The sequence below is a fragment of the uncultured Kordia sp. genome (genome assembly GCF_947496985.1).
GTDB lineage: Bacteria > Bacteroidota > Bacteroidia > Flavobacteriales > Flavobacteriaceae > Kordia.
Map to the genome: position 1 here is coordinate 647,122 of NZ_CANMEZ010000002.1, position 24,292 is coordinate 671,413.

Sequence of the window (24,292 nt, forward strand, 5' to 3'; positions counted from 1 at the left end):
AACGCAAAGTTTGTTTGAAAAGCGACGCTTCTCCTTGTGAGATTATAGCGTTGCTTTTTGTTTTTAAACACAGTATCCTATTTTTATTATTCTTATTTTAGACGCAATTCGTTTTTATGACGAATTAATGAAATTGCGCTACCACGATTTCTACGTGCCTTTAACACATAACTTATATTGAATTACATTTCTTAAAAAAAGAGGTTTATGACGCGAATAGTTGCTAATTTTTTGACTTCGATCATTATATGTACACTTACTTTTTCTTTTTCAGCGCAAGCGCAACAACTCTCAGAAAATGCTTCCTTTTCGGAAATATACGAGTTGATTTTAGAACAAAAATTTTCAGATCCAGAAACAGCACAACAAAACGCAAAAATATTACTTCAGAAAAGTGAAACAGCTAAAAGTCTAGAATATACTTTTAAAGCTTATTACCAACTTGCACGAATTGCCAATATTCAAGGAGATTATAAAATAGGAATCAAGTATGCTACACGCGCTGAAGATATCGCAAAAGTATTAAAAAATGATGTGTTTCTATCTGAGGCATTACTTACTAAAGGAAACGCGTATGTATATCTTGGCGATGATAAAAAATCTTTAATATACTATTTGGAAGCTTTAGACTACGCTAAAAAAAGTGAACATATTCGAAATCAAATAAAAGCACGTGGCAATATTGCAAAAGTAAAACGCAATGTTCATTTTAATGAAGAAGCGTTAAGAATGTTTCAGCAAAATTTTAAGCTCTGTAAAGAATTTGGAGTCGAAAAAGAAACCATTGGAATAAACACCTATTTAGGTCTTACAGGTACGTTTTTAACCTTATCAGAACCAGATTCTACACTGTTTTATGCAACGCCAGGACTCACGTATGCAACCGAAAATAATGATGTAGAAGGAGAAAGTTATTTTTATATTGATATGGGCATTGCCTATTTCATGAAAAGTGAATTCAAAAAAGCGATTACCTATTTGAAAAAAGCAGAAATAATTACACTAAATCTAAAGAACAAAAAAAGATTAGTAGAAGTGTATTATTATATAGGGAAGTCATATGAAGGATTGAAAAATTATGAAAAAGCAATTCATTTTTTAGCCCTTACAAAAAAAACTTTTTCCCAAGAGAATAAAAATAATGATGTACTAAAGTTCAATCCGCATATATTATTAAAGACACATGAAACTTTAGCTGATGTTTATAAAAAACAAGGTGATATTAAAAAATCGAATGCCAGTTTTGAACAATACAAAGCGTTAGACAAACTAAAAGATGTCGATCGCACCAATGTATATGAAGCTCTATTAGATAATGTCCATAAGGAAAAAGAAGAATTAAGTACTTCTGAATCTCGCTTAAAAGATACCGTTAAAATTATTTCAATTGCTGCAGTATTAGCATTACTTTGTTGTATTTACTTTATTTGGAGATTTATAAAAGTGCGTAAAAAAAATAAAATCATTTTTGAGCAGTTGATGCAAAAGATTGAAACAGAAAGTCATCAGAAAAAGAAAACAGATGTAACTATTCAAGATAAAAAAGTGCAGGAAATTTTAACACGTTTGGACAAACTTGAAGCTTCTCTTTATTTTTTAAATAGTAATTGTTCTTTACAAAATGTTGCCAAAAAGATTAAAACCAATACGAGTTATTTATCAAAAATCATTGGTTCACATAAGCAGAAAAAATTCACAGAATACATCAATGAATTACGGATTCAATATGTATTAAAACGTTTAAAGGAAGATTCAAAATTCAGAAAATATTCTATTAAAAACATCGCTGAGGAGATTGGCTATAAAAGCACCAATTCATTTACAAAACATTTTAAATCACACACTAAATTGTATCCTTCTTTTTACATTCAAAATTTAAACGAAAAAGAGAAAAAGAATAACTCAAATTTATAAATTTGAGTCGCAGCTATACTACAGCATAGAACGTACGATGTAAAATATGTTTATTTTCAAACCGAAAACATAAACTTTAAATAATCAATTATGAAGAAAAAAAACTTAAAAACCATGCATTTGAAAAAACGTTTAATAGCTAATATGGTAACGAATCAAGTAGATGCTATGAAAGGTGGTACACGCACACAATTTAACTCTGTTGAGCTTACCATTTGCCCAGGTCAATTATATTGTCAATTTAACACTTCTGAATAAGCGTTTTTATAAGTATAAAGCCCTAATATTAAAGTATAACCAGAAGATTCTCTTCTGGTTTTTTTGTGCGCAAATTCATAAATATTTCAAGAATATACTCACATATTTCTATTAATCCTTTCATTTCTTATCTATCTTGAAATGATTAACAAATCATAAAAACTCATACTCATGAAGAAAAAGAACCTAAACAAAGAATTCACTTTTGATAAACTTGAATTTAAGAAAGAAAAGATTTCTGCTATCACACCAAGAAGTACAAGTAATGTTAAAGGAGGAAATATGTGTCATGATACTAATTGCACAATGGATCCATGCCCACCGTTTTTAACAACACGTATTTACAGTGGAGGAAGTATGCCTGAGTAAGTGTTTAAACAAACTAATTTTCAAAACACAAAAATTAATCACATTTAAAAATCTAAACTCATGAAAAAACATCTTAAAAAATTATCATTAAATAAAAAACAAGTAAGTCAATTAGGTCAAGATTCCCTTAAAGGAGGATTTACGTTACCTTGGCAAACACCAACACGTTCATGCTTTGGATGTGAAGGACCAACAACAGGACAAACAGGATCGTTATGTTTAACAGGAAATCAAACAAACTGTCAATAACATACACTTTTTATATAGTTATAAAAGCTTCTCAATTGAGAAGCTTTTTTTATGCAGAAAAATGACAAAACGAGATGAATATATTTTATTATTACTATTTTTAACTCCTTTATGTTCTTTGTAAAAAGTCATCACTAAAATTTTCTACCAACATTTTAATGTGCTTTTCAAAAAAAGAACAAGGTATTTTCCATTAAAAAGAGTTTTATGATACGAAAGATGGCGAAATTTTGGAGTTTTATTGGTTTCGTACTTCTGACTTCTAACATCTTTGCTCAGGAAATGCCCGAAGACGCTTCTGCCAAAGAAATGCTCACTTTTATCATTCAACAAAAACATTCCAATCCAGATTTAGCTAAGAAATATGCACATATTTTGCTTAAAAAAAGTAAAAATACAAACGACATAAACAGTGTTTATACTGCATATTTTCAACATGCACGGATTGCCAATATTGAAGGAAATTATGAACTAGCAATCAAGTATTGTGATTCTGCAATTGCAACTGCAAAACACTTAAAAGATGAAATTTCAGTGGCTGAATGTTATTTAACTAAAGGAAATGCTACTGTATATCTTGGGGATAATAAAGAAGCATTAGCAAGCTATTTAAAAGCACTAGAAATTGCGAACAAACGAAATGATATTGAGTTAAAAATCAGAGCGAAAGCAAATATGGCAAAGATCAAAAGACGGATGGAGTTTTTTGAAGAAGCTTTAGAAATTTATAAAAACAATGCACAGTTAGCAGAGCAATATCAATTTGAAGATCAACTGATTGTGATTAATTCTTATATGGGGATTGGCGGTACTTTTTTACGATTACATCAACCTGATTCTACGTTGCATTATGCTAAAATTGGTTTGCAAAAAAGTTTAGCAATTAATGATGATGAAGGTGTTAGTTATTTTTATATCGATATTGGTATTGCATATTTTATTAAAGGTGATTTTAAAGTCGCTATTGAATATTTAACAAAAGCCGAAAAGATTACCAAAGGTTTAAACAATCAAAATCGTTTGACGGAAATCTACTATTATATTGGCAAATCGTATTATGAGCTGAAAACATACGACAAAGCAATTACATTCTTAAAAAATGTAGAAACAATCGTTTCAAACAAAAATACAATTGCAAGTAATAATTTCAATCCGCCAGAATTACTTGGCACATATCACACTTTGGCAAATGCTTACGAAAAACTTGATCAATACAAAGAACATTTGGCCTATACATCAAAATACATAGAACTCAATAAGCACAATAAAGTTCAAAATATTGAGGTTATTAAAGATTTGTATGAAACTGTTCGGAAAGAAAATAACGATTTGTCTTCGCTGACTTCTAGGTTAGAAAATAGTTTACTATATGTAATTTTGTTCACAGCTTTTGTACTTGGTTTGTGTGGTTTCTTTTTGTTTAAGTTCATTAAAATTAGAACACAAAATAAAGTCATTTTTCAAAAATTAGTTTCACAAATAGAAGCTAAAAAAGAACCTGAAAAGAAAGCTGATTTCACGATAAAAGATAAAAAAATAGAAGCCATTTTAGAAGGTTTGGAAAAGCTAGAGCACGCATTATATTTTCTAAATAGTAATTGTAATTTGCAAAATATGGCAAAAAAAGTAAAGACGAATACAACTTATTTATCTAAGATAATAAGAACCTATAAACAGAAGAAATTTTACGAATACATCAACGAATTACGTATTGAGTATGTATTAAAACGGCTTAAAGAAGATTCAAAATTTCGCAACTATTCCATTAAGCATATTGCCGAAGAAATTGGATATAAGAGCACAAATTCGTTCACTAAATACTTCAAAGCGCACACAAAGCTCTATCCTTCTTACTACATTAAAAATCTAGAAGATACCGATAAAAATATTACCTCAAATTAAGTAATTTGAGGTGTAAATACCACACAACAACTATATTAATAACCTATCTTTCTTGTACAGAAAACAACCATAAAACAATATTTATGAAAGTGAAAACTTTACAAAAGATGTATTTTAAAAAATCAACGATTGCTAAAATCAATCAAGTTACAGCTCAGCAGTTGAAAGGCGGAACGCGTACACTTGACGAAGAAGAAAGCGGACTTGGAACCCATTGCGGTCCGTATGTTTGTTTTTAACTTACACACTTATTAATTCACATGAAAAATCGGAAGTACTGCTTCCGATTTTTTTATTTCTTAGTAAAACACAACTTTATTTACACTTACCTCAATTCCTTTAATTTTTAGATTTCTTGAGTTATCAAACTTTGGAAAGGCAGGTTTTCCAACATACTTTTAAATAACAAAATTCACGAAATTTTACTTACATATTTAAGTAGCGTGAATTAGTAAATAACCTAAAACATTAATTTATGAAAACTCAAAAAGTAAAGTCGCTAAAATTAGTAAAGGCATCAATTGCAAATTTAGATGTTGCAAAACAAGATAGAATTGTTGGTGGTGGAACACGCGCTTGGACAGGTTGTAATACCTTCAATTCTTTATGTCCAACTTCTTGCCATGCACACTAAAAATTACATTTATTAACTATTAAATTTTAAACCATGAAAAAAAAGAATTTAAAAAATTTATCGCTAAACAAGAAATCCGTTTCCGCTTTAACGAATGAAGATGTAAAAGGTGGAAATTTCTCTTATGGCAGTCCAATTTGTAATACACAAGAGCCAGAATTTTGCAACTGGACTTACAACAGATGGTGCTACAATACTGGATCTCCAGGAATTTGTACTGCTCCAAAATAGTAGTAACGATAACTAGATAATTAGGAAAGCTCTTGAAATTCTCAAGAGCTTTTTTTTATATCCTATTCAAAATTTCTGCGGCTTGTTTTAGTGTTTCTTCTGTTTTTGCAAAGCAGAAACGCAGTAATTTATGATCTTCTTTATTGGTATTGAATACTGAAAGAGGAATGGACGCAATTTTATGTTCACGTGTCAATCGTTTTGCAAATTCTGTATCCAATTCGTCTGTGATGGCATCATAAGATAATACCTGAAAATAAGTTCCTTGTGCGGGTTTCCATGTAAAACGAGAATCTTTAATAGCGTTTAAAAAATAGTCTCGCTTTTGCTGAAAAAATACCGGAAGTTCTTCATAATGTGCTGGGTTTTTAAGATAATTCCCAATACCGATTTGCATTGGATGATTTACAGAAAACACATTGAATTGATGCACTTTTTTAAATTCGTCCATGAGTTCTTTTGGCGCAACACAATAGCCCATTTTCCAACCTGTATTATGAAACGTTTTCCCAAAAGAAGCTGTGATAAATGCACGTGCTGCAAGTTTGGGATATATTGCTGCGCTTTCATGTTTTGCTCCGTCAAAAATAATATGTTCGTACACTTCATCACTAAGTAAAATGATGTTTGTGTTTTCAAGAATTGAAGACAATGTGTGCATATCCGTTTTTGACAATACTGTACCACTTGGATTGTGTGGCGTATTGATAATCATCAACTTCGTTTTATCATTGATATTGTTTCGTACTTCGTCCCAATTCACCGAAAATTCTTTTCCTTGAAGTTGAATAGGTACAACTTTCCCTCCATTTACCTCTATTGCTGGCGCATAACAATCGTATGCAGGTGTAAATATGATGACTTCATCATTTGGACGCACAAATGCACTTATAATGGTATAAATAGCTTGTGTTGCTCCTGCAGTAACTACTATTTCCGTATGAGGATTGTAATTACGTTGGTACAAATACTCCATTTTTTCGGCAATTGCTTCTCGTAACACTGTTGCGCCAGGCATTGGTGCATACTGATTGTAGTTTTCTCGCAACGCTTGTTGAACCATTTTAATCAGTTTTGGGTCAGAAGGAAAGTTAGGAAATCCTTGCGACAAATTAATTGCTTTTTCCTTAGCAGCCAATTGACTCATTACTGTAAATATTGTAGTCCCTACAGTTGGAAGCTTTGAAGTATGTTGTATCATTTGATTGGTCTTTGTTCTTTGTTAAAAGTCGTGATTTTGCTTGATTTTCAAAAACATAATATGACAGTATTTTTCAAAATACTAAAAATCAACTTATTACGGCAATCCCGTAACTGGTTTTAGAATTATTTACCTACTATTATACTCATAACCAAAAACTTAATATCATGAAAAAGCAACAATTAAAAACATTAAAGCTTAACAAAAGTTCTATTTCTACATTGGAGAGTAATACTGTAAAAGGTGGTTGTCCATCCTTGTATTGTCAGAGATCTAGAGATGCAAGTTGCATTTTATCATGCAATGGTATGTGTCAGTAAAATTATTAGCATGCTAAAATAGAAGCTTCAACTTAAAAAATTGAAGCTTTTTTGAGTTCATATACCTACTTTTTCTTCATGTATTAAAAAGCATAGTTCATTATTAAAAATTAGTATGATATTTTATAAAACATCATTTATCTATTTAAACAAAAACAAATAATGACCATACAACGAAAATAAAATTAAACAACTGACTACAAACATCTTACCTGTATTTATATTTTTCAATATATCACAAAAAAAGCATTTTTTATTCATTAAAAAATAATCTCTCTTTTTTCATATTGATGCTTTATAAAACGTCATATACTTGTCTTGGTTTGTGTATTTTTTTGCTATTTCTTTGAATCATGTTAAACTAAAACTCAAACATTATGAAAAAAAAGAATTTAAGTAAGATCGCATTAAACAAGAGAACAGTTACAGCTTTCAATAGTTATAATGTTAGTGGAGGTAGACATTTGCCTTCTAACTATGAAAATCATGGACAATACAGTGATGTACACTCAGATTTAGTTACGCTTCCTGTAGCAACTAATTGTCCAACTGACACTTTTGAATTGTCATGTATTTGTGGAGGAATTAACAACAACACAACAGGAGCAACTCCAGTTCAGCAAGCACCTGCATCTCCAGCACGTAATTAATAACTTTATATAACTACAAGCAAATGAGGGTTTGCTTGTAGTTTTTTTAATAGAAATTATTTAAACGTTTCTAAAATTTCTTCTAAGTTTTCAATAATTGGATCAACTTCTTTGTTGTTCTTTTTTTGCTTTTTTCGCATCATAATAAAACCTACAAGTAGTATCCAAACATAGGTTAAACTATACGCAATTAACTTTGTTTGAAAGCTTGTTTCCTGCAAAACATCTTGAAAATAAATAGTCATCCCTACAGCTAGCATTACTAAATAAACTGGCATAAAAACATTGGTAATCCATCTGAAATAGCGTAGTTTTTTCAACATTTTTACCGCAAATGCTTTCATGTTTTCCGAAATATCATTCGGCGTACGCCAAAATAATACACGATACCACATCATCACTAATGTTACCGTTAATAAGGCAAACATAAAACTAAGTCCTAAGTAAAAATTGTCGGAACGTTCTTTGAACAAGTTTGCGTTCCACAACCAAATAAATACGGTAAATACTGCTGTAAATGAAACGCTCATAAGTAGGTTTCCAAAAATAATTTTTCGCTGTAGTTTTCTGAGTTTCTCAAACAACGAATTGCTTACATCTGTCATTTTAATTTCTTCCGAAGAAACCGATTTCCAATCGTTTACGATATCGTCAAAATCATTCATTATTGTATATTTTTAAAAGTCGTTTTTTAATTCTGTTTATTCGAACTCCTACGTTATTGGATTCGATTCCGATGATGTCTGCAATTTCTTTGTAACTCAGTTCTTCTAAGACCAAACTGATGATTAGACGTTCGTCTTTTTTGAGTTTTTGCACACATTTCATGAGTTTGTTGACACGATTTTCTTTGGCTTGTCGTTCCGTGTCTATCACTTCTTCAAAAGTATCTGGCAACTCACTGTTGAACAATTGCACATGCTTTTTAGCATGTCTGTTAAACGTAATTGTCGTATTGAGCGTAACTCGATATAACCACGTAGTTAACTTTGAGTTTCCTTTAAAGTTTTTGAGTCCATTCCAAACGTTGATCAATACTTCTTGGTACAAATCATCTACCAACTCTTTTTCGTAGAGATAGGCTAAACAAATTCTATAGATTTTGTCTTTGTGCTCTGTGACGATTTCTTGGAAATAATCTTCTCGCATTGATTTGATTTACTTTTTAATAAAGTTTGAAACTTCTTGGTAAAATGTTGTTGGATTATCGAGCATGATAAAGTGCTCTGCTTTGTCTACAATTTTTACCGTACACGAACTGCAATTTTCATATTGCTGTTGATACATTTTTAGTTTATCAGCTTCGGTAAAGTTAGGAAATTGTGAAACAGTTCCATTCCAATTTGTTAAAACCAATGTTGGCGTTTTGATACTTTTTATGTCGTCGCGGATGTCTGTGCTCATCATTTCAAACATAGTATACCCTAGTGTTCTACGATCTGATTTTGCTGCATCATTTAGTACAAATGTTACTTTTTCTTTGTTACGCATCATTCCGTTTAGTGTTTGTTTTAGCGTATTTCGTAATGTAATACTATCCATTGGCATATACATTTGTTTGAGCATTCCGTAAGAAGATTTTACCAACTCCTCTGTCATTGCTGGATTTGAAGCGCCTGCCAAAAAAGGTAAACTGTCTACAATAATTATTTTTGAGACTAAGTTTTCTTCTTCTATTGCCATTAATAAGCTTGTAAATCCGCCAATACTATGTCCAATGAGAATGCTTTTGTCCGTTTTCTGTTTTTTGATGTATTCAATTAATTGTGTTTTTACTTCTTGTAGAATTGTTTCTGATGCAATTGGTTTTGCTCCTCCATATCCTGCTAAAGTGATAACATGTATTTGATAGTTTTCTTTGTACTTGGTTACCATATCATTCCAAACATTTCCTGAACAAGACGCGCCTGGAATTAAAAACATAGTATTTCCTTTTCCATGTATGGATACTTCAAATGCTGTTGGTTTTGTGTTTTCTTGTGCTTGTATATTCGCGAAAGCAAAGAAAAATAAAAGAGTAGATAGAATCGTTTTCATCGTTTTTGATTTTATATTTCCCTTTTAGTACAGACATGTTTTATTTATTACACTTTTTTTTGAAAAAAATTAAAATAGGCAATGAATGAAGGATTATAAACTTAAATGTTTTCTATAGAAAATTCCTTGAATTGTCGTTTATTTAAGTTCTCAACTACACTCCAAACGACAAATAATTATTTTTTTAAATAGGTCTACATCTAATGTTAAGATTTTACAATAAACTCATATTAATTCAAATGCTTAGGCTCTAACATTTCTAGGAAGAGTTCTTTGAGAATATCGTTTTCTACATTGTTAATATAAATTACTTGAAAGTCTTTTTTGAACGATTGAATTTTGGTGGAAGTTGTTTTTTTGAAATGCGTATCACGACTTACTTCATGCCAAATTTGCAACAATCTACCAATGAGTTTTTTGTTCGATTCAAATTGTTGATTGAGCTGACTTAGCATACTTTTGGTATAACTTTTAAATAATGGCATTCCCGCTAGTTTTTGCATGGAAGCATTCATAAATCGTTGTATTTCGCGTTCATTTTGAAATGAAAAGAAACGATATCGATCTTCCGTTTTACATTTTTTACAAGCAACAATTGCAAAGGTGTCTTTGATCAATTGGGTACAATCGTATGAAGATTCGTAGTAAATTTCTAGACCTAAGTTGGTATTAATTATCAACACTTCATCACGCAATAATTCTGCTAGAAAGTTTTTGAATGTGACCACTTGCTGATGCGAAATCAGTAATTGCTTCTTGTGATGCTTTTCGTTGATATGAAGATATTTTAATGCCATGTAGTTAACAAACTCGAAAGTAAGACATTAAGATATTGAAAAATAATGAACTAGATTGTTTGATATGATTTTAATATAAGAGAAATCTATATCGCTAATAACAGAAATCAACGATTTATCCGAAATGTTTAGATTCTAAAACCTAACTACAAGTTCAACAAAAAGCTACTCTACTATCTCCATTTTCTTTAGTAAGAACGAAGCATTCATGTTAGAACAAATTCCTTTTTTGAGGAGATATCCAAAGAATAATTCATCATTAATAATCTCTGCATCAAAGAAGTAATTTTTGACTTGATCAACTTCTTTTTCTAATTCGCACAAGCTTAGATCGTGTGTTGCAATGATTCCTGCAGCGTTTTGTGAGGCTAATTTTTGAACAATTTTTTTAGAACCCATTGCTTTGTCATGACTGTTGGTTCCTTTTAAGATTTCATCTAAAATAATGAAATACGTATCTTCTTCTATTTTGTCTACAATCATTTTTAAGCGTTGTAATTCTGAAAAGAAATACGAAGCACCTTCTGCTAACGAATCGGTCGTACGCATGCTTGTAATGAGCTTTATAGGCGAATATGTGGCGTTGTTGGCACATATAGGCAATCCAACATTAGACATTACAATACTTAAAGAAACGGTACGCAAAAAGGTACTTTTTCCAGCCATATTTGCACCAGTTACTATATAAAACTCTGAATTTCCAATGTTGAAGTCATTATCAATTCTGTTCTTAGTTCGTAATAACGGATGTCCTAATTGTGTGGCATTGATAACTTGTGAAGCATTCTTTTCGACTGTAGGATAGTTAAATTTTGGATGGTTGAATGCAAAGTTACCTAAACTGTTGTACGAATCAAAAAAGGTGACAACTTCAAACCATTGTGCTACTTTCCCTTTGTGTGTTTCAATCCACGTTTCAATATGATACGATTTTGAGATATCCCACAGTAATAATCCATTTAAAAAGATCGCAACTAACATATTGTTTCGATTGTCTAATGCGTCTATACGTTTTGAAAATTCACGCACTAAGGTTGATGCTTTTTGTACATCGCTGTGAATGTTTTGTTGTTTTTCCTGTAATAATTTTGTGGCAAATGTAGTTTCTTCTATACGTTGTAATAAGTGTCCGTATTGCTGAAATGTGTCTTTTGATTTGTTTGCATTGATAGATAGTTGATTGATACTTTTTAAGAATTTTGCTGTGATGAGCAATCCTAAACCTATCCACATGAGCAAGTATAGAAACGGGATGATTTCCAAAAACGACAAAGTGATGATGATCGCTGATAGTATTGAGAATACCATTGGCAAAAAACGAATTGCTTTTGGAACGAATGCTTTGTATTCATGCAACCATTTGGTAATACTTTTAGACGTAGTTTCTACTTTAATAAGCAATGCAATGGCTGAAAAATGCTGTCGCCAATCTGCTTTTTCTGCTAATTCTTGTATGGCTTCTTGTCGTGCAGTTATGTCTGAGATGTCATTACTAGCTAAGAGTTGAGCCAATTCATTTTTACCTTCTCGCGTAGTTGCTCTGTTTAGATATTGAAAAAAAGAAGCATTTCCAAAGAGATCTATATCATAACTAAATTCGTGTGCAGCGTCTAGGAATTCTTCGCCTGTTGGCAATTTGGAAAGGTCGCCGTTGATGACATCAATTTCAAGCTGATTGTATTGAATTAACGCTTTTAACTTGTTACTTTGATAGACTAAATCTGAATGTCTGAATACTAAAAACAGGAAGATTGCCATTCCTACTACGGCAGCTAATACGATATAATGCCATTGACCAAATAAGAGGTATATCGCGAAAGCTATACTTAAAAAAACGAGCAAACGTAAGATACTTGATTGATTGAGTTTACGCTTTTGAATTTTTAATGCTGCTTCAAATTTAGCTTTTTGTTCTGTATAAAAAGTAATCGGGTCTTGCATGATGGTATTCTGAGAAATATGTTGCCAAGAAACAAAAAAAAACGCAAACCAAATAGGTTTGCGTTCGCTAGTATTTCATCCTAAGAAAAGTTTAACAATTACCTATGTCAAATCTACTTTTTAATAAACTTCAACACTCTTTTTTCTAGTTGAATGAAATAAATTCCTTTGGTTAGTTTTTGCACGTTTAGTTTTTCATTTTGTTTTATGATTCCTTCCATAACTTTCTTTCCAGAGATATCAAGTATGGTATAGTTTTCTGCTTGTTTTAAATTTGTAAGCTGAATAATGTTTGTTGTCGGATTTGGATATACACGCACTTCCACTTTACTGTTTTCTATATTTTCAATACTTAATGTAGAGTTATCAATATTTACTGAGAACGCCAAATGTTCTCCTGGTCGCTCTACACCATTCACATACAAAGAACCGCCCACATAATTTGGAACCCAAGGTGTATTGAACCCACGTCCTGTTAGGGTTGGCAGTGTAAAATCGGATACTATTATTGTATATTGTGAAGAAGTATTTATTGAAATCATCAATGCAGAAAAGTCAAAAGTACTACTAGCACCTATGTCAGTAATATTTAATGTACCCAATACAGTTCCTCCCAATCCGTCGCCTTCATACAAACGTACGATAGCTTGACCAATCATATTGTCAGGACTTGCTGGTATGACAGAGAAACCTGAATTGAATGTGATGCTAGTTAATATTCCACCACAAGTTCCATCTGTAGTAAAAGAGATTCCTGTTGAGTTTCCTGCAGAATCAAAATTTGCATTGTCACCGTAAGAAGGTCCACATTGGGCATTTAGAAATAATGTTGCGCTTATAAACGCACAAAAAACGAGTAGTTTTTTAGTCATAACATGTAAAATTTTAGGTTAAGAATCTAAAGATATTCAACTTCATCCTTACTTTTTTCTATATGTTCTGAATAGCTTTATTTATGTTCTGTAGCTTCTATTTTTTGTTTCTTGCAAAATGGTAGCAATAAAAAATGCAAGCTTTTTGGGCTTGCATTTTGTTTTCTTGATTTTGAATCTACTTAAAATTCTCCACCTGGAATATGTTGAATGATACTCTTTATGTATTCCATAGCGCCTCCTACAGTAGCTACATTTTCAATATCTTTCGCATTTTCTGTTAAATTTTCCGTATTTGAATTCATACTTGCCGTATGGTGTGCTCCAGTCAGAATAGATTTTTGTAAATCATTCAATGGATCTTTTGTATAATCAGCATTCGATTCTAGAATTTTTGGTTCTGGAATATCTGGAAAGCTACTTCTTTTTTGAGCTGAAAAAACATGTGAAAAAGAGTTTGCATTTTTATCTCTATCTGTTAAATTATCCATTTCCCATTTTTCACACATCGTTTTTATAAATGAGGTATGATCAAATATATCATTGATAATTGTATTCTTTTCAATATGAGATGAAACCATTACCATTGGCACACGCACTCCCAAACGATCAAACTTGAAACCTTTTTCTCCAACCATATTTGCTTTTGGAGGTACTGCTTTTGGTGGTGGTACATGATCAAAGCAACCTCCATGTTCGTCATATGTAATGATTAATAATGTATTATCTCTGTAGGTATCACTATTCTTAATCGCTTCGTATACATCCCAAATTAATTTTTCGCCTAATAATACCGTTCCTGCACGTGTTTCTCCAAATAAAGAACTATCTACTGAAGAAGGATGTTGATCATTGTGTTCGTTCAAAAACTTAGGTTCTATAAACGAGTATTGTGGTAATGTTTTATTATTGATATCATCAAAAAACGGATCTAATGGTGAATTGGAACCTGGTGAAGGAGTTTTAATATGCACCTTAGATTCTGTAATGATAGACATATCTTGTGCATTTCTTGGGTCAAAATTAGGATTAGGCTTCTCAACTGTATACACTAAACTCCTACTTCCTGTTATGAATTGTGTTAGAGATACTTGTTCAGCATAGATGTTGTATGTAATTCCCTTTTCTTTCATTAAATCAAAAAGGCTTTTTTGAGACCATACTGATTTAGTCCATTGTCTAAATGCTTCACCGTTTCCTACTAAATTTTTAATTGATTGTATAGGGTGTAATATGCTTACTTCTAACGGAATTTCCTCTCCAATTGGATTGATCACAAATTCACCTGAAGCTGCCGCATGCCAAAATGCTCTATTGCACCAAGTTTGACTAGGAACGGAACAAAACCAATGGTCAAATACTGCAAATTCTTTTGCTAATGTAGATAGTACATTGACACTTTCTGGCGTAAAGCATTTCATAATTTTATTATACTGCTCCTTAGTTGGTTTATTATAGTTTTTCCCTTCTTTGCCGTCTAGCGCTTGTAAAGTATTGATGTAGTCATTTACAAATCCATTCATAGGAGGATTATCTACACCATCATTTGGCAAATTGAAAGGAGCTATCATTTTAGACGCATCAACATCTATGTTTTCAGCATCAACTGTATTGTATAGTTGTGTATTTACATGTTGATATACTTCTCCTGGATCTGGATATGGTTGATGGTAATCATCCGTTGGTGTTGGTGAAATTTTTGCACCTTCTGTATAGTCTACAGCACGTTCAGGCACAGGATTTTCATAGTTTCCATTTTGTAGTCCTTCGAACTTTTTTCCTTCCGGAACTCCATCTTTATAGAGATATCCTAATAAATTATCAAACGAACGATTCTCTAGCATGAGTACAACCACATGATCAAAACTATCTAGTGGATTTGGGGTTTTTGCTTCCATAATTAATAAAAATTAAATTAGTAATCAGTTACTTTTAAAGTAAGTTATAGATTACTTTTTACGAATAAGCAAAAATGTTATGAGCTAAGTGAGATTTGTTCTAAATACACGAAAGTTTGTTCTTACATTTTTACAGTAGATTGATTTTTCCTAGTAAATCTTCTTTGTATTTTTTTCCAATTGGAATCGGTTGTTTTTCAATAACAATAGTATTGTGATCTATTTGCTCTAAGTAGTCTAGGTTAACAATATAACTACGATGTACGCGTGCAAATTTTTGATTTAGTTTCGTAATAATTTTGTTTAGATTGCCACGAATAACATGTTTTTGATTATTTTTTAGTTGAATTTCCGCGTATACATGTTCGCTTTTGATGAATAGAATTTCTTCGAATCTCAGTTTTATGAATATATTTTTGTCCTTAATAAAGAAAGCATCCTTTATGATTAATTCTTCTTCATCGACTTCTCCCACACGTTTTGAATAGTTATAGAGTGCTATTTCTATGGATGTATATAATTCATCTTTTGTAAATGGTTTTACCAAATATGCTGGCGGCATCACCTTTTTTGCTTCTGAAACCGTTAACGGATCTGAGTTTGAAGTTAGAAATATGAATGGAAAGTCATAGTCTTTTCTAATTTTCTCAGCAATGTCAATTCCTGTTTTACGTCCTGATAGTTGAATATCCAAGATTGCTAAATCGGGTTTTTCAGCTTCTATCATTGTAATTGCTTCTGTATAGTTGATAGCTGGCTCTAAAGCTTCGTATCCTAAATCGTTTAGTGTATCACATAAATGATCGGCAATGATGATTTCGTCTTCAACTACTAATATTTTTACTGTATTCATCGTTTGGCTAGTCTAATAATGCTCTTGTATTTGTATCTTTAAATGTAATTTCAAACATTGCGCCTTCCACATTGTTTATGGTAAATTTCCCTTGCAATTGTTTTGTTAATCGCTTTACTAAACGTAATCCTAAACTTTTCACTTTGGCTAAGTCCATAGCATCGTCAATTCCTTTTCCATTGTCAGCGACTACTAATTTGTATTCTTCTTCGTTGAGTTTATTGATAGAGATGTTTAGTTGATTCTCTTTTGTGACATCAAACGCATATTTGTAGGCATTTGTGATAAGTTCATTTACTATTAAACCTAAAGGAATTGCTGTGTCAATATCAAATTGCACATTTTCTGCATTAACATTGGTGATTACTTCTTTATCAGAAGCATACATATTTGACAGTTCTTTTACGAGTGTATGAATGTACTCATTAAAGTCAATTAACCCTGAATCATTTTGATATAGTTTTTGATGAATTAACGCCATCGATTTCACTCTATTTTTTCCTTCATTAGCTAAACTCAGGGCTTTTTTATCTTCAATACCTTTGGTTTGCAATTCTAATAAACTTGAAACTATTTGGAAGTTGTTTTTAACTCTGTGATGTACTTCTTTGAGCAATAATGCTTTTTCTTTTCCTTCTTTTAAAATTGCATCTCTTTGCTCTTCAATTTTTATGTTTTTTTGTTTCAGTTCCTTTGCTTGCTTCAGCACTTTATATACAATAAATATTAAAATTATAAATGCAAATACGAGCACAAATGCTATAATTATATATAAATTCGCTTTATTTTTTTGATGTTCAATCTCTAATTCTTTTCGTTGTATTTCTTGCTTCGATTCATAATCGTATAAAGAGCTTGCTAAGTCTTCAGAGTATATTTTTTGATTGAGTTCAATACATTTTGATTTATATGTTATTGCTTCATTTAAAAACCCTCTTTTTTGCAATAATCTTGAGCTTTGACTCAATACAAAATACAATCTATTAGAATCGAGAACATCAACACTTTCTGCTTCTATTTTTTTACAAAAATCAATAACATTATCTACTCCAAATTGAGCAAGTATTTTTTGATTCATCGGATCTGAAGCCTCTATATTTCTAAGAAAGTTAGCATACAACGAATAACTAAAAGCTCTAGAATCAGTAGAGTTATAGAGCTCTTCTAGCAATTTTAATGCTTCTTCATTTTTGTTTCCTATGAATAAATAGCCATCTATTAGTTTTTCAATTGTAGATTCGAAAAGAACCGTTTTAACAGGCAAGCTTTTTTCTATAGCAATACTTTCTTCTCCTGCCGTTATAAACGCGTTTATATCCCTATCAATAGAAGAATGAATATCGCATAAATAGCTTAGATATAACGCTTGTATTTCTTTATCTCCAATTTTTCTAGCTAATTCTAAGTTCTGAATACAAATGTTTTTACCCTTTTCATCTCTTTGAATTATACTTAAAACAACAGCATGAATATCTAATAATAATTTAGCTCTTGTGTAGTTCGAATCATTTGTATTGTATACGTTTATATAATCTGCTAATTTTTGGTTTTCAATATTAGCTTTTTCAAGTTGAGCTATATCACGTAACCTTGTTATATAAAGCCATTTCGTATATACATAGTCTAAATCAATTTGTTCGTTGTCACTTGGTGCTGGAATACTTTCGATATATTTAAAAAAGTTAATATCTCTAGACTTCGAATGATTTTTGAATATTCTTGTAGAAAATAAAGAGTAATGATTGTACGAAGGAGTTTCGTCAGCGGCTAATACTCGTAAGGTATTTATATACGGATCAACTTTTTTTTGATCTAGTAGATTTATATAGTATGTAGCAGAATCTTTTTGATTGTTTAATATATGATCTTCTACTGTAATTATAGATTTTCGATCTAAATTTTGAGACCAGCTATTTATATTGAGAAAACAACATATGAGAATGAAAATTATTCTAGTTTTCTGATGTTTAGACATAGGAAATCTATTTCATGGTTAGTTTGGGTTCTTACAAAAATACTACATGTTTTTAAACATTAAAAGGAGAGCTACTTTATTATAAAATAGATCTCCTTTTTTTATACTGATATTCTGTTTTTTTTTAGTTTACCGTAATTTTTTTAACGACAGTTTTATTGTCATCACTTTTTATTTTTAAGAAATACAATCCTGAAGTTAGTTGAGATACATCAATTTTTATAGCTCTATTGTTTTGAATAAGTTTATTACTTCCATATACCATTTGCCCTGTAATAGTATACATCGTTATGTTTGTTTTATTAATTTGATTGCTTTCAAATTGTATCGTTAACAAATCACTTACTGGGTTTGGACTTACATTTACTTTTACAGCAAAGTCTTCTTCTTCAATACTCAATGGCGTTGTCAATACACCTTCAAACCATGCAAAATACCCAGGACTGAATGATCCTAAAATAGCATCTAATACACCATCATTATTTATATCTCCAAAACTAACCGTTGCAAACTGTCCGAAATCAAATGTTTCTAAATCTCCTGGCATATTTTGATATGCATAGGTACCAAAATCTGGTGCCATAGCTGTACCTACATTCTCTACCCAACGTACAATTCCTGTGTCAGTTCCCATAATTAAATCAAAGTCACCATCACGATCTACATCTTGAAAATCAGGAAACGTCACCAATATGTCACCGTGTGGCCAGTTACGATCTAGTACTCCTATGCCAGGATCCATATCCCACGGATTGTTTAACTGCAATCTACGTTCAAACATTGGTACCAGTTTAGTTCCTGTATTTTCAAGGTATGATATAGAATCACTTCCCATACCGACCATATCTAAATCATCGTCATCATCTAAATCAACAAAACCAAGACCTGGAAAGTTTGCTATATTTTGATTTAAAATCCCAGGAATCGTAGATTCTACAAAATTTGGCGCTGTAGCTGATCCCGTATTTTCAAAATAATGGATATCATTAAAGTTATTTTGATTTATATCATTTTTAGTCGCCAAAAATAAATCAAAATCACCATCATCATCAATGTCTACAAATTGACCTTTTGTTTCATTATTTCCTCCTGGAGCAATGGCAACAGCATCTAATGCTGGCTGTGCTGTTTGCACCCAATTTGGCGCTGTGGGAGAACCTGTATTTTCATAATAAAATAATTTTCCCAACGCAGATTGTGCGCCAGAAACCATGTCTAAATCGCCATCTCCGTCTAAATCTACCAATACTGGTGCGCTTAGCCTTCCAGTTAATGTTGGTAAAACGGCTACATCTAAACCAGCAGGATTAGGCCCTGGAGCAGGTACTACGCCTACATCGGGAGCACCAGAATTTATTCCTCGAAATTCGAATGTATCAGGAAATACAGCTTGTGCTGTTGCGAAGTATGCACTTAGTATGCATACTAGAAAAAGTAGTTTTTGTTTCATTATTGCTTAGATTTGAGTATTTATTGAAGGTTAGTAAAGCAAATATATACTGAAAAGCACAAGGCAGTTTCACAAATGTTCTGAACGTTTTCTATAATGTTCTAAATCGCTTTATAGCGTTATGAAACAAAAAAAGCGAATACCCATTACGATATTCGCTCTTGATTTTTACTTGATTTTACTTACAATGAACTATTATCTACTATTTTAAAAAAAGAGAGGATTGTTTGCACTGCATTTGTATAGAATGTTGGATGAATGTTTTCAAAATCGTCGGTTGGTTTGTGATAATCTTCATGATCTTCTACACCAAAATAAATAAACGGAATATTAGCTTGATGAAATCCAGCATGATCGCTCATATGTGTCCATTCTTTATGACCAATTTTTAGGTCTAAATTTCCTCTTGTTTTAGTATTTTCAATAATTGATTTGTATTTTGGGTAATGTTGCGGACCAACTGCATACAATTCTTTTTTATCACTTCTACTAATCATATCCATATTGATATTTAGCTTTAGCTGTATGTTTTCCACTATTGGATTTTTGACATAGTAAAACGAACCTACCAATCCTTTTTCTTCTGCATCAAACGCTGCTAATATTACAGAATGTTTTGGCGGATGTTTTTGAAAATATGCTGCGAAAGCGAACAAAGCGCTAATTCCAGAAGCATCATCATCTGCTCCATTGTAAATTTTACCACCTTTAATCCCTTCATGATCGTAATGTGCAGATATTACTATGTATTCATTAGGTGTTGAGCTTCCTTTTATATATCCTAAGATATTTTCACCTTGTTCAATTTTCTTGCTTTCAGGCAATGGAAACACTTGTTCAAAAGATTCTCCTAATGGTTTTACTCCTAATTTTTCAAACTCAGCTATGATGTACTTTTTAGCTTTTATAGCGCCAGCAGTTCCTGTTTCACGACCTTCATAACTATCAGAGGAAAGTTCTTTTACATGATTTAACAACGTTGTTTTATCAAAATCATATGATAATTCTGTTTGTGCTTGCGTTTCTGTTTGTGCTACGTCTTTTGAATTTTTACTTTTTTTACAACTTATAAAAAGAGTAAGTATAACGATAAAGAGGATTTTTGATATTTGCATATTATTTTGAATGATGTGATATTAGAAGTTTCAAAATACACTAAATCATGTAATCTAACTAAAAAATCCCAAGTGTTAACACTTGGGATTTTGATATTTATTATATGTAATTAAAATTTATCCTTTAAAAGATGCTTTTAAATACTCACTATTCATACGTGCTATATTTTCAAGAGAAATTCCTTTCGGGCATTCAACTTCACAAGCTCCTGTGTTTGTACAGTTACCAAATCCTTCTTCGTCCATCTGTTTTACCATATTCATTACACGGTCAGTTGCTTCAACTTGACCTTGTGGCAATAATGCAAATTGGGATACTTTTGCCCCAACAAATAACATTGCAGATGAGTTTTTACAACTTGCTACACATGCTCCACAACCGATACATGTTGCTGCTTCAAAAGCAGTATCAGCATCTTGTTTGTTTACAGGAATTGCATTGGCATCAATTGTATTTCCAGAAGTGTTTACAGAAATAAATCCACCAGCATGTTGAATACGGTCAAAAGCACTTCTATCTACTACTAAGTCTTTTATTACAGGAAACGCTTTTGCTCTAAATGGCTCAATGTAAATTGTATCACCATCTTTAAACATACGCATGTGCAACTGACAAGTTGTTACGCCTCTATCAGGTCCGTGCGCTTCTCCATTTATATATAATGAACACATTCCACAGATTCCTTCACGACAATCGTGATCGAATGCTACAGGTTCGTCTCCACTATTGATAAGTTGTTCGTTTAATACATCTAACATTTCAAGGAAAGACATATCAGGAGAAACATCACTGATTTTATAATCAACCATTTTCCCTTTATCGTTAGCGTTTTTCTGACGCCATATTTTTAACGTTAAATTCATAGTCTTCCTTTTATTTGTAACTTCTTTGTTTTAATTCTATATCCTTGAATTCTAATTCTTCTTTATGTAATACTGCATCACTTGGTTCTCCTTTGTATTCCCAAGCAGCTACATAAGCAAAGTCTTCATCATTACGTAATGCTTCTCCTTTTTGCTCTCCGTCTAGTTCTACAGAGTCTTCTCTAAAGTGTCCACCACATGATTCTTCACGAACTAACGCATCTTTCGCAAATAACTCTCCTAATTCAAGGAAATCTGCTACTCTACCTGCTTTTGCTAATTCTTCATTTAATTCTTCGTTTGTTCCTGGAACACTTACTTCTTTCCAGAATTGCTCACGAAGTGCTTTAATTTCAGCAATAGCTTCTGTTAATCCTTTTACATTACGAGACATACCAACTTTGTTCCACATGATTTTACCTAATCGTTTGTGGAAATAGTCAACTGAATGTTTTCCTTCATTATTTATAAAGAAGTCTAATTTTTCTTTTACTGATTTTTCAGCTTCTTCAAATTCTTTTGTATCTGTTGAAATTGGTCCTGTACGAATATCATCTGATAAGTAATCACCAATTGTATAAGGTAATACAAAATATCCGTCTGCTAATCCTTGCATTAATGCAGAAGCTCCAAGTCTGTTAGCTCCATGATCAGAGAAGTTTGCTTCACCAATACAATAAAGTCCCGGAACAGTTGTCATTAAGTTATAATCAACCCAAACACCTCCCATAGTATAGTGAACTGCAGGATAAATCATCATTGGTGTTTCATATGGATCTTCATCTACAATTTTGAAATACATTTGGAATAAGTTTCCATATTTAGCTTTTACAACTTCTTGTCCTAGTTTTTTAACTAAAGCTGTATCGTTTCCATCTAATCCTTTAATGTATGCTTGTTCTTTTCCGTAACGTTCAATTGCAGAAGCAAAGTCTAAGTATACTGCTTCACCAGTGGCATTTACACCATAACCAGCATCACAACGCTCTTTTGCTGCTCGCGAAGCAACATCACGTGGTACTAGGTTTCCAAATGCAGGATAACGACGCTCTAAGTAATAATCTCTATCTTCTTCTGCTATTTGAGTTGGTTTAAGTTTTTTAGCTCTGATTGCCTCCACATCTTTTATGTGCTTTGGAACCCAAATACGTCCATCATTACGTAATGATTCTGACATCAATGTTAATTTCGATTGATGATCTCCAGAAACAGGAATACATGTTGGGTGAATTTGTGTGTAACAAGGGTTTGCAAAGTATGCTCCACGTTTGTGAGCTTTCCAAGCAGCTGTTACGTTACTTCCCATTGCATTTGTTGATAAGAAGAATACATTTCCGTAACCACCAGTTCCTAATACTACTGCATGCGCTGAATGACGCTCAATTTCTCCAGTGATTAAGTTACGTGTTATAATTCCTCTTGCTTTTCCGTCTACTTTTACAACGTCAAGCATTTCATGACGATTGTACATTTTTATTTTTCCACGACCAATTTGACGGTTCATCGCAGAATATGCTCCTAATAGTAATTGTTGCCCTGTTTGACCAGCTGCGTAAAAAGTTCTTGAGACTAATACTCCCCCAAATGAACGGTTATCTAACAAACCTCCATATTCACGAGCAAAAGGAACTCCTTGTGCTACACATTGGTCAATAATATTTGCAGAAACTTCAGCCAAGCGATATACGTTTGCTTCACGCGAACGGTAATCTCCTCCTTTTACCGTATCATAAAATAAACGGTACGTTGAATCTCCATCTCCTTGATAGTTTTTTGCTGCGTTAATTCCACCTTGTGCTGCAATTGAATGCGCACGACGTGGAGAATCTTGAAAGCAAAATGCTTTTACATTGTATCCTAATTCAGCTAATGTAGCTGCCGCAGATCCTCCTGCGAGTCCTGTTCCTACTACAATTACATCAATAAGACGCTTGTTGGCAGGGTTTACAAGATCAATTGTATTTTTATGCTTAGTCCACTTATCTGCTAGTGGTCCTTGAGGTATTTTTGAATCTAAAGCCATAGTACTGATAAGTTTTTAGTGTGCGAAATGATGATATAATGCGATAAAAATAAATCCTACTGGAATTCCTATAGAATATACTTTACTTACACCTTTTAATGCTTTTGTGTATTTGTTATTCGCTCCAATTGATTGGAATGCTGAATTGAAACCGTGTAATAAGTGTAATGCTAAAAATACAAATGCAACTATGTATATGCCTACGATTACTGGGCTTTCAAAATGTTCCACTAGTTCATGATAGTAACGTGTTGGATCCTCTTTCATAGGACTGATATACTTTACTGTTATTTCATGCCACCAAAGTTGAGACATGTGAACAATAAGAAAAGCTTCAATAAGTAATCCAGTCCAAATCATGTTTCTACTCATCCAAGTAGAATTAGCATTTCCATTATTTTTGGCATATTTAACTTGGCGTGCTCTTCTATTTTTCAATTCTAAAATGATTCCCATTGTAAAGTGGAATACAATTCCAATAATTAGAATCGGTTGTAGAATAAATTGTACTGCCCAAAACGTTCCCATGAAGTGTGAAGCTTCGTTAAAAGCATCAGGACTAAACACAGAAAGGATGTTAATTGCAAAATGTTGTAAAAGAAAAAACATTAGGAAGAGTGCTGAAAGTGCCATCGCAAACTTTCTTCCAATCGAAGAATTTAAAATTCCGCTCATTATAATTGTGATTAATTATTTGTTTCACAAATATACGGCGCACTCAGTAGGTCTACAAATTTTA

General features: G+C 32.1%; 25 protein-coding genes. 10 read left to right on the forward strand and 15 right to left on the reverse strand.

Annotated features, from left to right (window positions below):
• The first annotated feature begins 207 nt into the window (after positions 1-207).
• The 8 genes from Q0828_RS07825 to Q0828_RS07860 all read left to right on the forward strand — a co-directional run bounded on the left by Q0828_RS07825 (position 208) and on the right by Q0828_RS07860 (position 5,557).
• The gene (locus tag Q0828_RS07825) at positions 208-1,914 is read left to right on the forward strand and encodes an AraC family transcriptional regulator (RefSeq protein WP_298419336.1); all 1,707 of its coding nucleotides are present in this window, start codon (positions 208-210) and stop codon (positions 1,912-1,914) included.
• Positions 1,915-2,004: 90 nt separating this feature from the next.
• Positions 2,005-2,172, forward strand: coding sequence for a hypothetical protein (locus Q0828_RS07830; protein WP_298419338.1), 168 nt, complete (start codon positions 2,005-2,007; stop codon positions 2,170-2,172).
• A 171-nt stretch (positions 2,173-2,343) separates the two neighbouring features.
• Positions 2,344-2,541: a hypothetical protein gene (locus Q0828_RS07835; RefSeq protein ID WP_298419339.1), complete on the forward strand. Its 198-nt coding sequence runs from the start codon at positions 2,344-2,346 to the stop codon at positions 2,539-2,541.
• Between the two features lie 60 nt (positions 2,542-2,601).
• Entirely contained in the window at positions 2,602-2,790 is a 189-nt protein-coding gene (locus tag Q0828_RS07840) for a hypothetical protein (RefSeq protein ID WP_298419341.1), read from the forward strand.
• Positions 2,791-2,997: 207 nt separating this feature from the next.
• Positions 2,998-4,692 (forward strand): tetratricopeptide repeat protein, encoded by a 1,695-nt coding sequence (locus tag Q0828_RS07845; protein ID WP_298419343.1) that lies wholly within the window; start codon positions 2,998-3,000, stop codon positions 4,690-4,692.
• A gap of 83 nt (positions 4,693-4,775) precedes the next feature.
• The gene (locus Q0828_RS07850) at positions 4,776-4,931 is read left to right on the forward strand and encodes a hypothetical protein (RefSeq protein WP_298419345.1); all 156 of its coding nucleotides are present in this window, start codon (positions 4,776-4,778) and stop codon (positions 4,929-4,931) included.
• 236 nt (positions 4,932-5,167) lie between these two features.
• On the forward strand, positions 5,168-5,326 hold the full coding sequence (locus Q0828_RS07855; RefSeq protein WP_298419347.1) for a hypothetical protein: 159 nt from the start codon (positions 5,168-5,170) through the stop codon (positions 5,324-5,326).
• A gap of 33 nt (positions 5,327-5,359) precedes the next feature.
• Positions 5,360-5,557 (forward strand): hypothetical protein, encoded by a 198-nt coding sequence (locus Q0828_RS07860; RefSeq protein WP_298419348.1) that lies wholly within the window; start codon positions 5,360-5,362, stop codon positions 5,555-5,557.
• A gap of 55 nt (positions 5,558-5,612) precedes the next feature.
• Here the strand turns inward: Q0828_RS07860 and Q0828_RS07865 are convergent, their stop codons facing one another.
• Positions 5,613-6,755, reverse strand: a complete 1,143-nt coding sequence (locus Q0828_RS07865; protein ID WP_298419530.1) for a methionine aminotransferase — start codon at positions 6,753-6,755, stop codon at positions 5,613-5,615.
• Between the two features lie 170 nt (positions 6,756-6,925).
• Between Q0828_RS07865 and Q0828_RS07870 the strand changes: the two genes are divergently transcribed.
• Together Q0828_RS07870 and Q0828_RS07875 are read left to right on the forward strand one after the other, a co-directional pair.
• Positions 6,926-7,078: a hypothetical protein gene (locus Q0828_RS07870; RefSeq protein WP_298419350.1), complete on the forward strand. Its 153-nt coding sequence runs from the start codon at positions 6,926-6,928 to the stop codon at positions 7,076-7,078.
• Positions 7,079-7,455: 377 nt separating this feature from the next.
• Positions 7,456-7,728, forward strand: a complete 273-nt coding sequence (locus Q0828_RS07875; protein WP_298419352.1) for a hypothetical protein — start codon at positions 7,456-7,458, stop codon at positions 7,726-7,728.
• Positions 7,729-7,784: 56 nt separating this feature from the next.
• On the opposite strand, the gene Q0828_RS07880 is transcribed toward Q0828_RS07875, so the two are convergent.
• From Q0828_RS07880 to Q0828_RS07945, 14 genes are all read right to left on the reverse strand, one after another.
• Entirely contained in the window at positions 7,785-8,393 is a 609-nt protein-coding gene (locus Q0828_RS07880) for a hypothetical protein (protein ID WP_298419354.1), read from the reverse strand.
• Positions 8,386-8,877: an RNA polymerase sigma factor gene (locus tag Q0828_RS07885; protein WP_298419356.1), complete on the reverse strand. Its 492-nt coding sequence runs from the start codon at positions 8,875-8,877 to the stop codon at positions 8,386-8,388. The genes Q0828_RS07880 and Q0828_RS07885 overlap by 8 nt, the downstream gene beginning before the upstream one ends.
• Before the next feature lie 9 nt (positions 8,878-8,886).
• A complete protein-coding gene (locus tag Q0828_RS07890) occupies positions 8,887-9,765 on the reverse strand; it encodes an alpha/beta hydrolase (protein WP_298419358.1) in 879 nt (292 codons plus the stop codon).
• A 230-nt stretch (positions 9,766-9,995) separates the two neighbouring features.
• Entirely contained in the window at positions 9,996-10,562 is a 567-nt protein-coding gene (locus Q0828_RS07895) for a hypothetical protein (RefSeq protein ID WP_298419360.1), read from the reverse strand.
• 165 nt (positions 10,563-10,727) lie between these two features.
• Complete coding sequence (locus Q0828_RS07900; RefSeq protein WP_298419361.1) at positions 10,728-12,503, reverse strand: DNA mismatch repair protein MutS; 1,776 nt, start codon at positions 12,501-12,503, stop codon at positions 10,728-10,730.
• Positions 12,504-12,616: 113 nt separating this feature from the next.
• Complete coding sequence (locus Q0828_RS07905; protein WP_298419363.1) at positions 12,617-13,375, reverse strand: T9SS type A sorting domain-containing protein; 759 nt, start codon at positions 13,373-13,375, stop codon at positions 12,617-12,619.
• A 182-nt stretch (positions 13,376-13,557) separates the two neighbouring features.
• Positions 13,558-15,273: an alkaline phosphatase family protein gene (locus Q0828_RS07910; protein WP_298419365.1), complete on the reverse strand. Its 1,716-nt coding sequence runs from the start codon at positions 15,271-15,273 to the stop codon at positions 13,558-13,560.
• A gap of 130 nt (positions 15,274-15,403) precedes the next feature.
• On the reverse strand, positions 15,404-16,126 hold the full coding sequence (locus tag Q0828_RS07915) for a response regulator (RefSeq protein WP_298419367.1): 723 nt from the start codon (positions 16,124-16,126) through the stop codon (positions 15,404-15,406).
• 7 nt (positions 16,127-16,133) lie between these two features.
• Positions 16,134-18,101, reverse strand: a complete 1,968-nt coding sequence (locus Q0828_RS07920) for a sensor histidine kinase (protein ID WP_298419368.1) — start codon at positions 18,099-18,101, stop codon at positions 16,134-16,136.
• Between the two features lie 124 nt (positions 18,102-18,225).
• Positions 18,226-19,551, reverse strand: coding sequence for a T9SS type A sorting domain-containing protein (locus tag Q0828_RS07925; RefSeq protein WP_298419370.1), 1,326 nt, complete (start codon positions 19,549-19,551; stop codon positions 18,226-18,228).
• 182 nt (positions 19,552-19,733) lie between these two features.
• Complete coding sequence (locus Q0828_RS07930) at positions 19,734-20,666, reverse strand: M28 family peptidase (RefSeq protein WP_298419372.1); 933 nt, start codon at positions 20,664-20,666, stop codon at positions 19,734-19,736.
• 117 nt (positions 20,667-20,783) lie between these two features.
• On the reverse strand, positions 20,784-21,530 hold the full coding sequence (locus tag Q0828_RS07935) for a succinate dehydrogenase/fumarate reductase iron-sulfur subunit (RefSeq protein WP_298419374.1): 747 nt from the start codon (positions 21,528-21,530) through the stop codon (positions 20,784-20,786).
• Positions 21,531-21,540: 10 nt separating this feature from the next.
• Positions 21,541-23,553, reverse strand: a complete 2,013-nt coding sequence (locus tag Q0828_RS07940; protein ID WP_298419376.1) for a fumarate reductase/succinate dehydrogenase flavoprotein subunit — start codon at positions 23,551-23,553, stop codon at positions 21,541-21,543.
• Positions 23,554-23,568: 15 nt separating this feature from the next.
• Positions 23,569-24,228 (reverse strand): succinate dehydrogenase cytochrome b subunit, encoded by a 660-nt coding sequence (locus Q0828_RS07945; protein WP_298419379.1) that lies wholly within the window; start codon positions 24,226-24,228, stop codon positions 23,569-23,571.
• Positions 24,229-24,292 lie beyond the last annotated feature (64 nt).

Bases quoted from the DNA above. Each gene is read 5' to 3' on its own strand.
- Q0828_RS07825 (WP_298419336.1), top strand. From the start codon at position 208: ATGACGCGAATAGTTGCTAATTTTTTGACTTCGATCATTATATGTACA.
- Q0828_RS07830 (WP_298419338.1), top strand. From the start codon at position 2,005: ATGAAGAAAAAAAACTTAAAAACCATGCATTTGAAAAAACGTTTAATA.
- Q0828_RS07835 (WP_298419339.1), top strand. From the start codon at position 2,344: ATGAAGAAAAAGAACCTAAACAAAGAATTCACTTTTGATAAACTTGAA.
- Q0828_RS07840 (WP_298419341.1), top strand. From the start codon at position 2,602: ATGAAAAAACATCTTAAAAAATTATCATTAAATAAAAAACAAGTAAGT.
- Q0828_RS07845 (WP_298419343.1), top strand. From the start codon at position 2,998: ATGATACGAAAGATGGCGAAATTTTGGAGTTTTATTGGTTTCGTACTT.
- Q0828_RS07850 (WP_298419345.1), top strand. From the start codon at position 4,776: ATGAAAGTGAAAACTTTACAAAAGATGTATTTTAAAAAATCAACGATT.
- Q0828_RS07855 (WP_298419347.1), top strand. From the start codon at position 5,168: ATGAAAACTCAAAAAGTAAAGTCGCTAAAATTAGTAAAGGCATCAATT.
- Q0828_RS07860 (WP_298419348.1), top strand. From the start codon at position 5,360: ATGAAAAAAAAGAATTTAAAAAATTTATCGCTAAACAAGAAATCCGTT.
- Q0828_RS07870 (WP_298419350.1), top strand. From the start codon at position 6,926: ATGAAAAAGCAACAATTAAAAACATTAAAGCTTAACAAAAGTTCTATT.
- Q0828_RS07875 (WP_298419352.1), top strand. From the start codon at position 7,456: ATGAAAAAAAAGAATTTAAGTAAGATCGCATTAAACAAGAGAACAGTT.
- Q0828_RS07880 (WP_298419354.1), bottom strand. From the start codon at position 8,393: ATGAATGATTTTGACGATATCGTAAACGATTGGAAATCGGTTTCTTCG.
- Q0828_RS07885 (WP_298419356.1), bottom strand. From the start codon at position 8,877: ATGCGAGAAGATTATTTCCAAGAAATCGTCACAGAGCACAAAGACAAA.
- Q0828_RS07890 (WP_298419358.1), bottom strand. From the start codon at position 9,765: ATGAAAACGATTCTATCTACTCTTTTATTTTTCTTTGCTTTCGCGAAT.
- Q0828_RS07895 (WP_298419360.1), bottom strand. From the start codon at position 10,562: ATGGCATTAAAATATCTTCATATCAACGAAAAGCATCACAAGAAGCAA.
- Q0828_RS07900 (WP_298419361.1), bottom strand. From the start codon at position 12,503: ATGCAAGACCCGATTACTTTTTATACAGAACAAAAAGCTAAATTTGAA.
- Q0828_RS07905 (WP_298419363.1), bottom strand. From the start codon at position 13,375: ATGACTAAAAAACTACTCGTTTTTTGTGCGTTTATAAGCGCAACATTA.
- Q0828_RS07910 (WP_298419365.1), bottom strand. From the start codon at position 15,273: ATGGAAGCAAAAACCCCAAATCCACTAGATAGTTTTGATCATGTGGTT.
- Q0828_RS07915 (WP_298419367.1), bottom strand. From the start codon at position 16,126: ATGAATACAGTAAAAATATTAGTAGTTGAAGACGAAATCATCATTGCC.
- Q0828_RS07920 (WP_298419368.1), bottom strand. From the start codon at position 18,101: ATGTCTAAACATCAGAAAACTAGAATAATTTTCATTCTCATATGTTGT.
- Q0828_RS07925 (WP_298419370.1), bottom strand. From the start codon at position 19,551: ATGAAACAAAAACTACTTTTTCTAGTATGCATACTAAGTGCATACTTC.
- Q0828_RS07930 (WP_298419372.1), bottom strand. From the start codon at position 20,666: ATGCAAATATCAAAAATCCTCTTTATCGTTATACTTACTCTTTTTATA.
- Q0828_RS07935 (WP_298419374.1), bottom strand. From the start codon at position 21,530: ATGAATTTAACGTTAAAAATATGGCGTCAGAAAAACGCTAACGATAAA.
- Q0828_RS07940 (WP_298419376.1), bottom strand. From the start codon at position 23,553: ATGGCTTTAGATTCAAAAATACCTCAAGGACCACTAGCAGATAAGTGG.
- Q0828_RS07945 (WP_298419379.1), bottom strand. From the start codon at position 24,228: ATGAGCGGAATTTTAAATTCTTCGATTGGAAGAAAGTTTGCGATGGCA.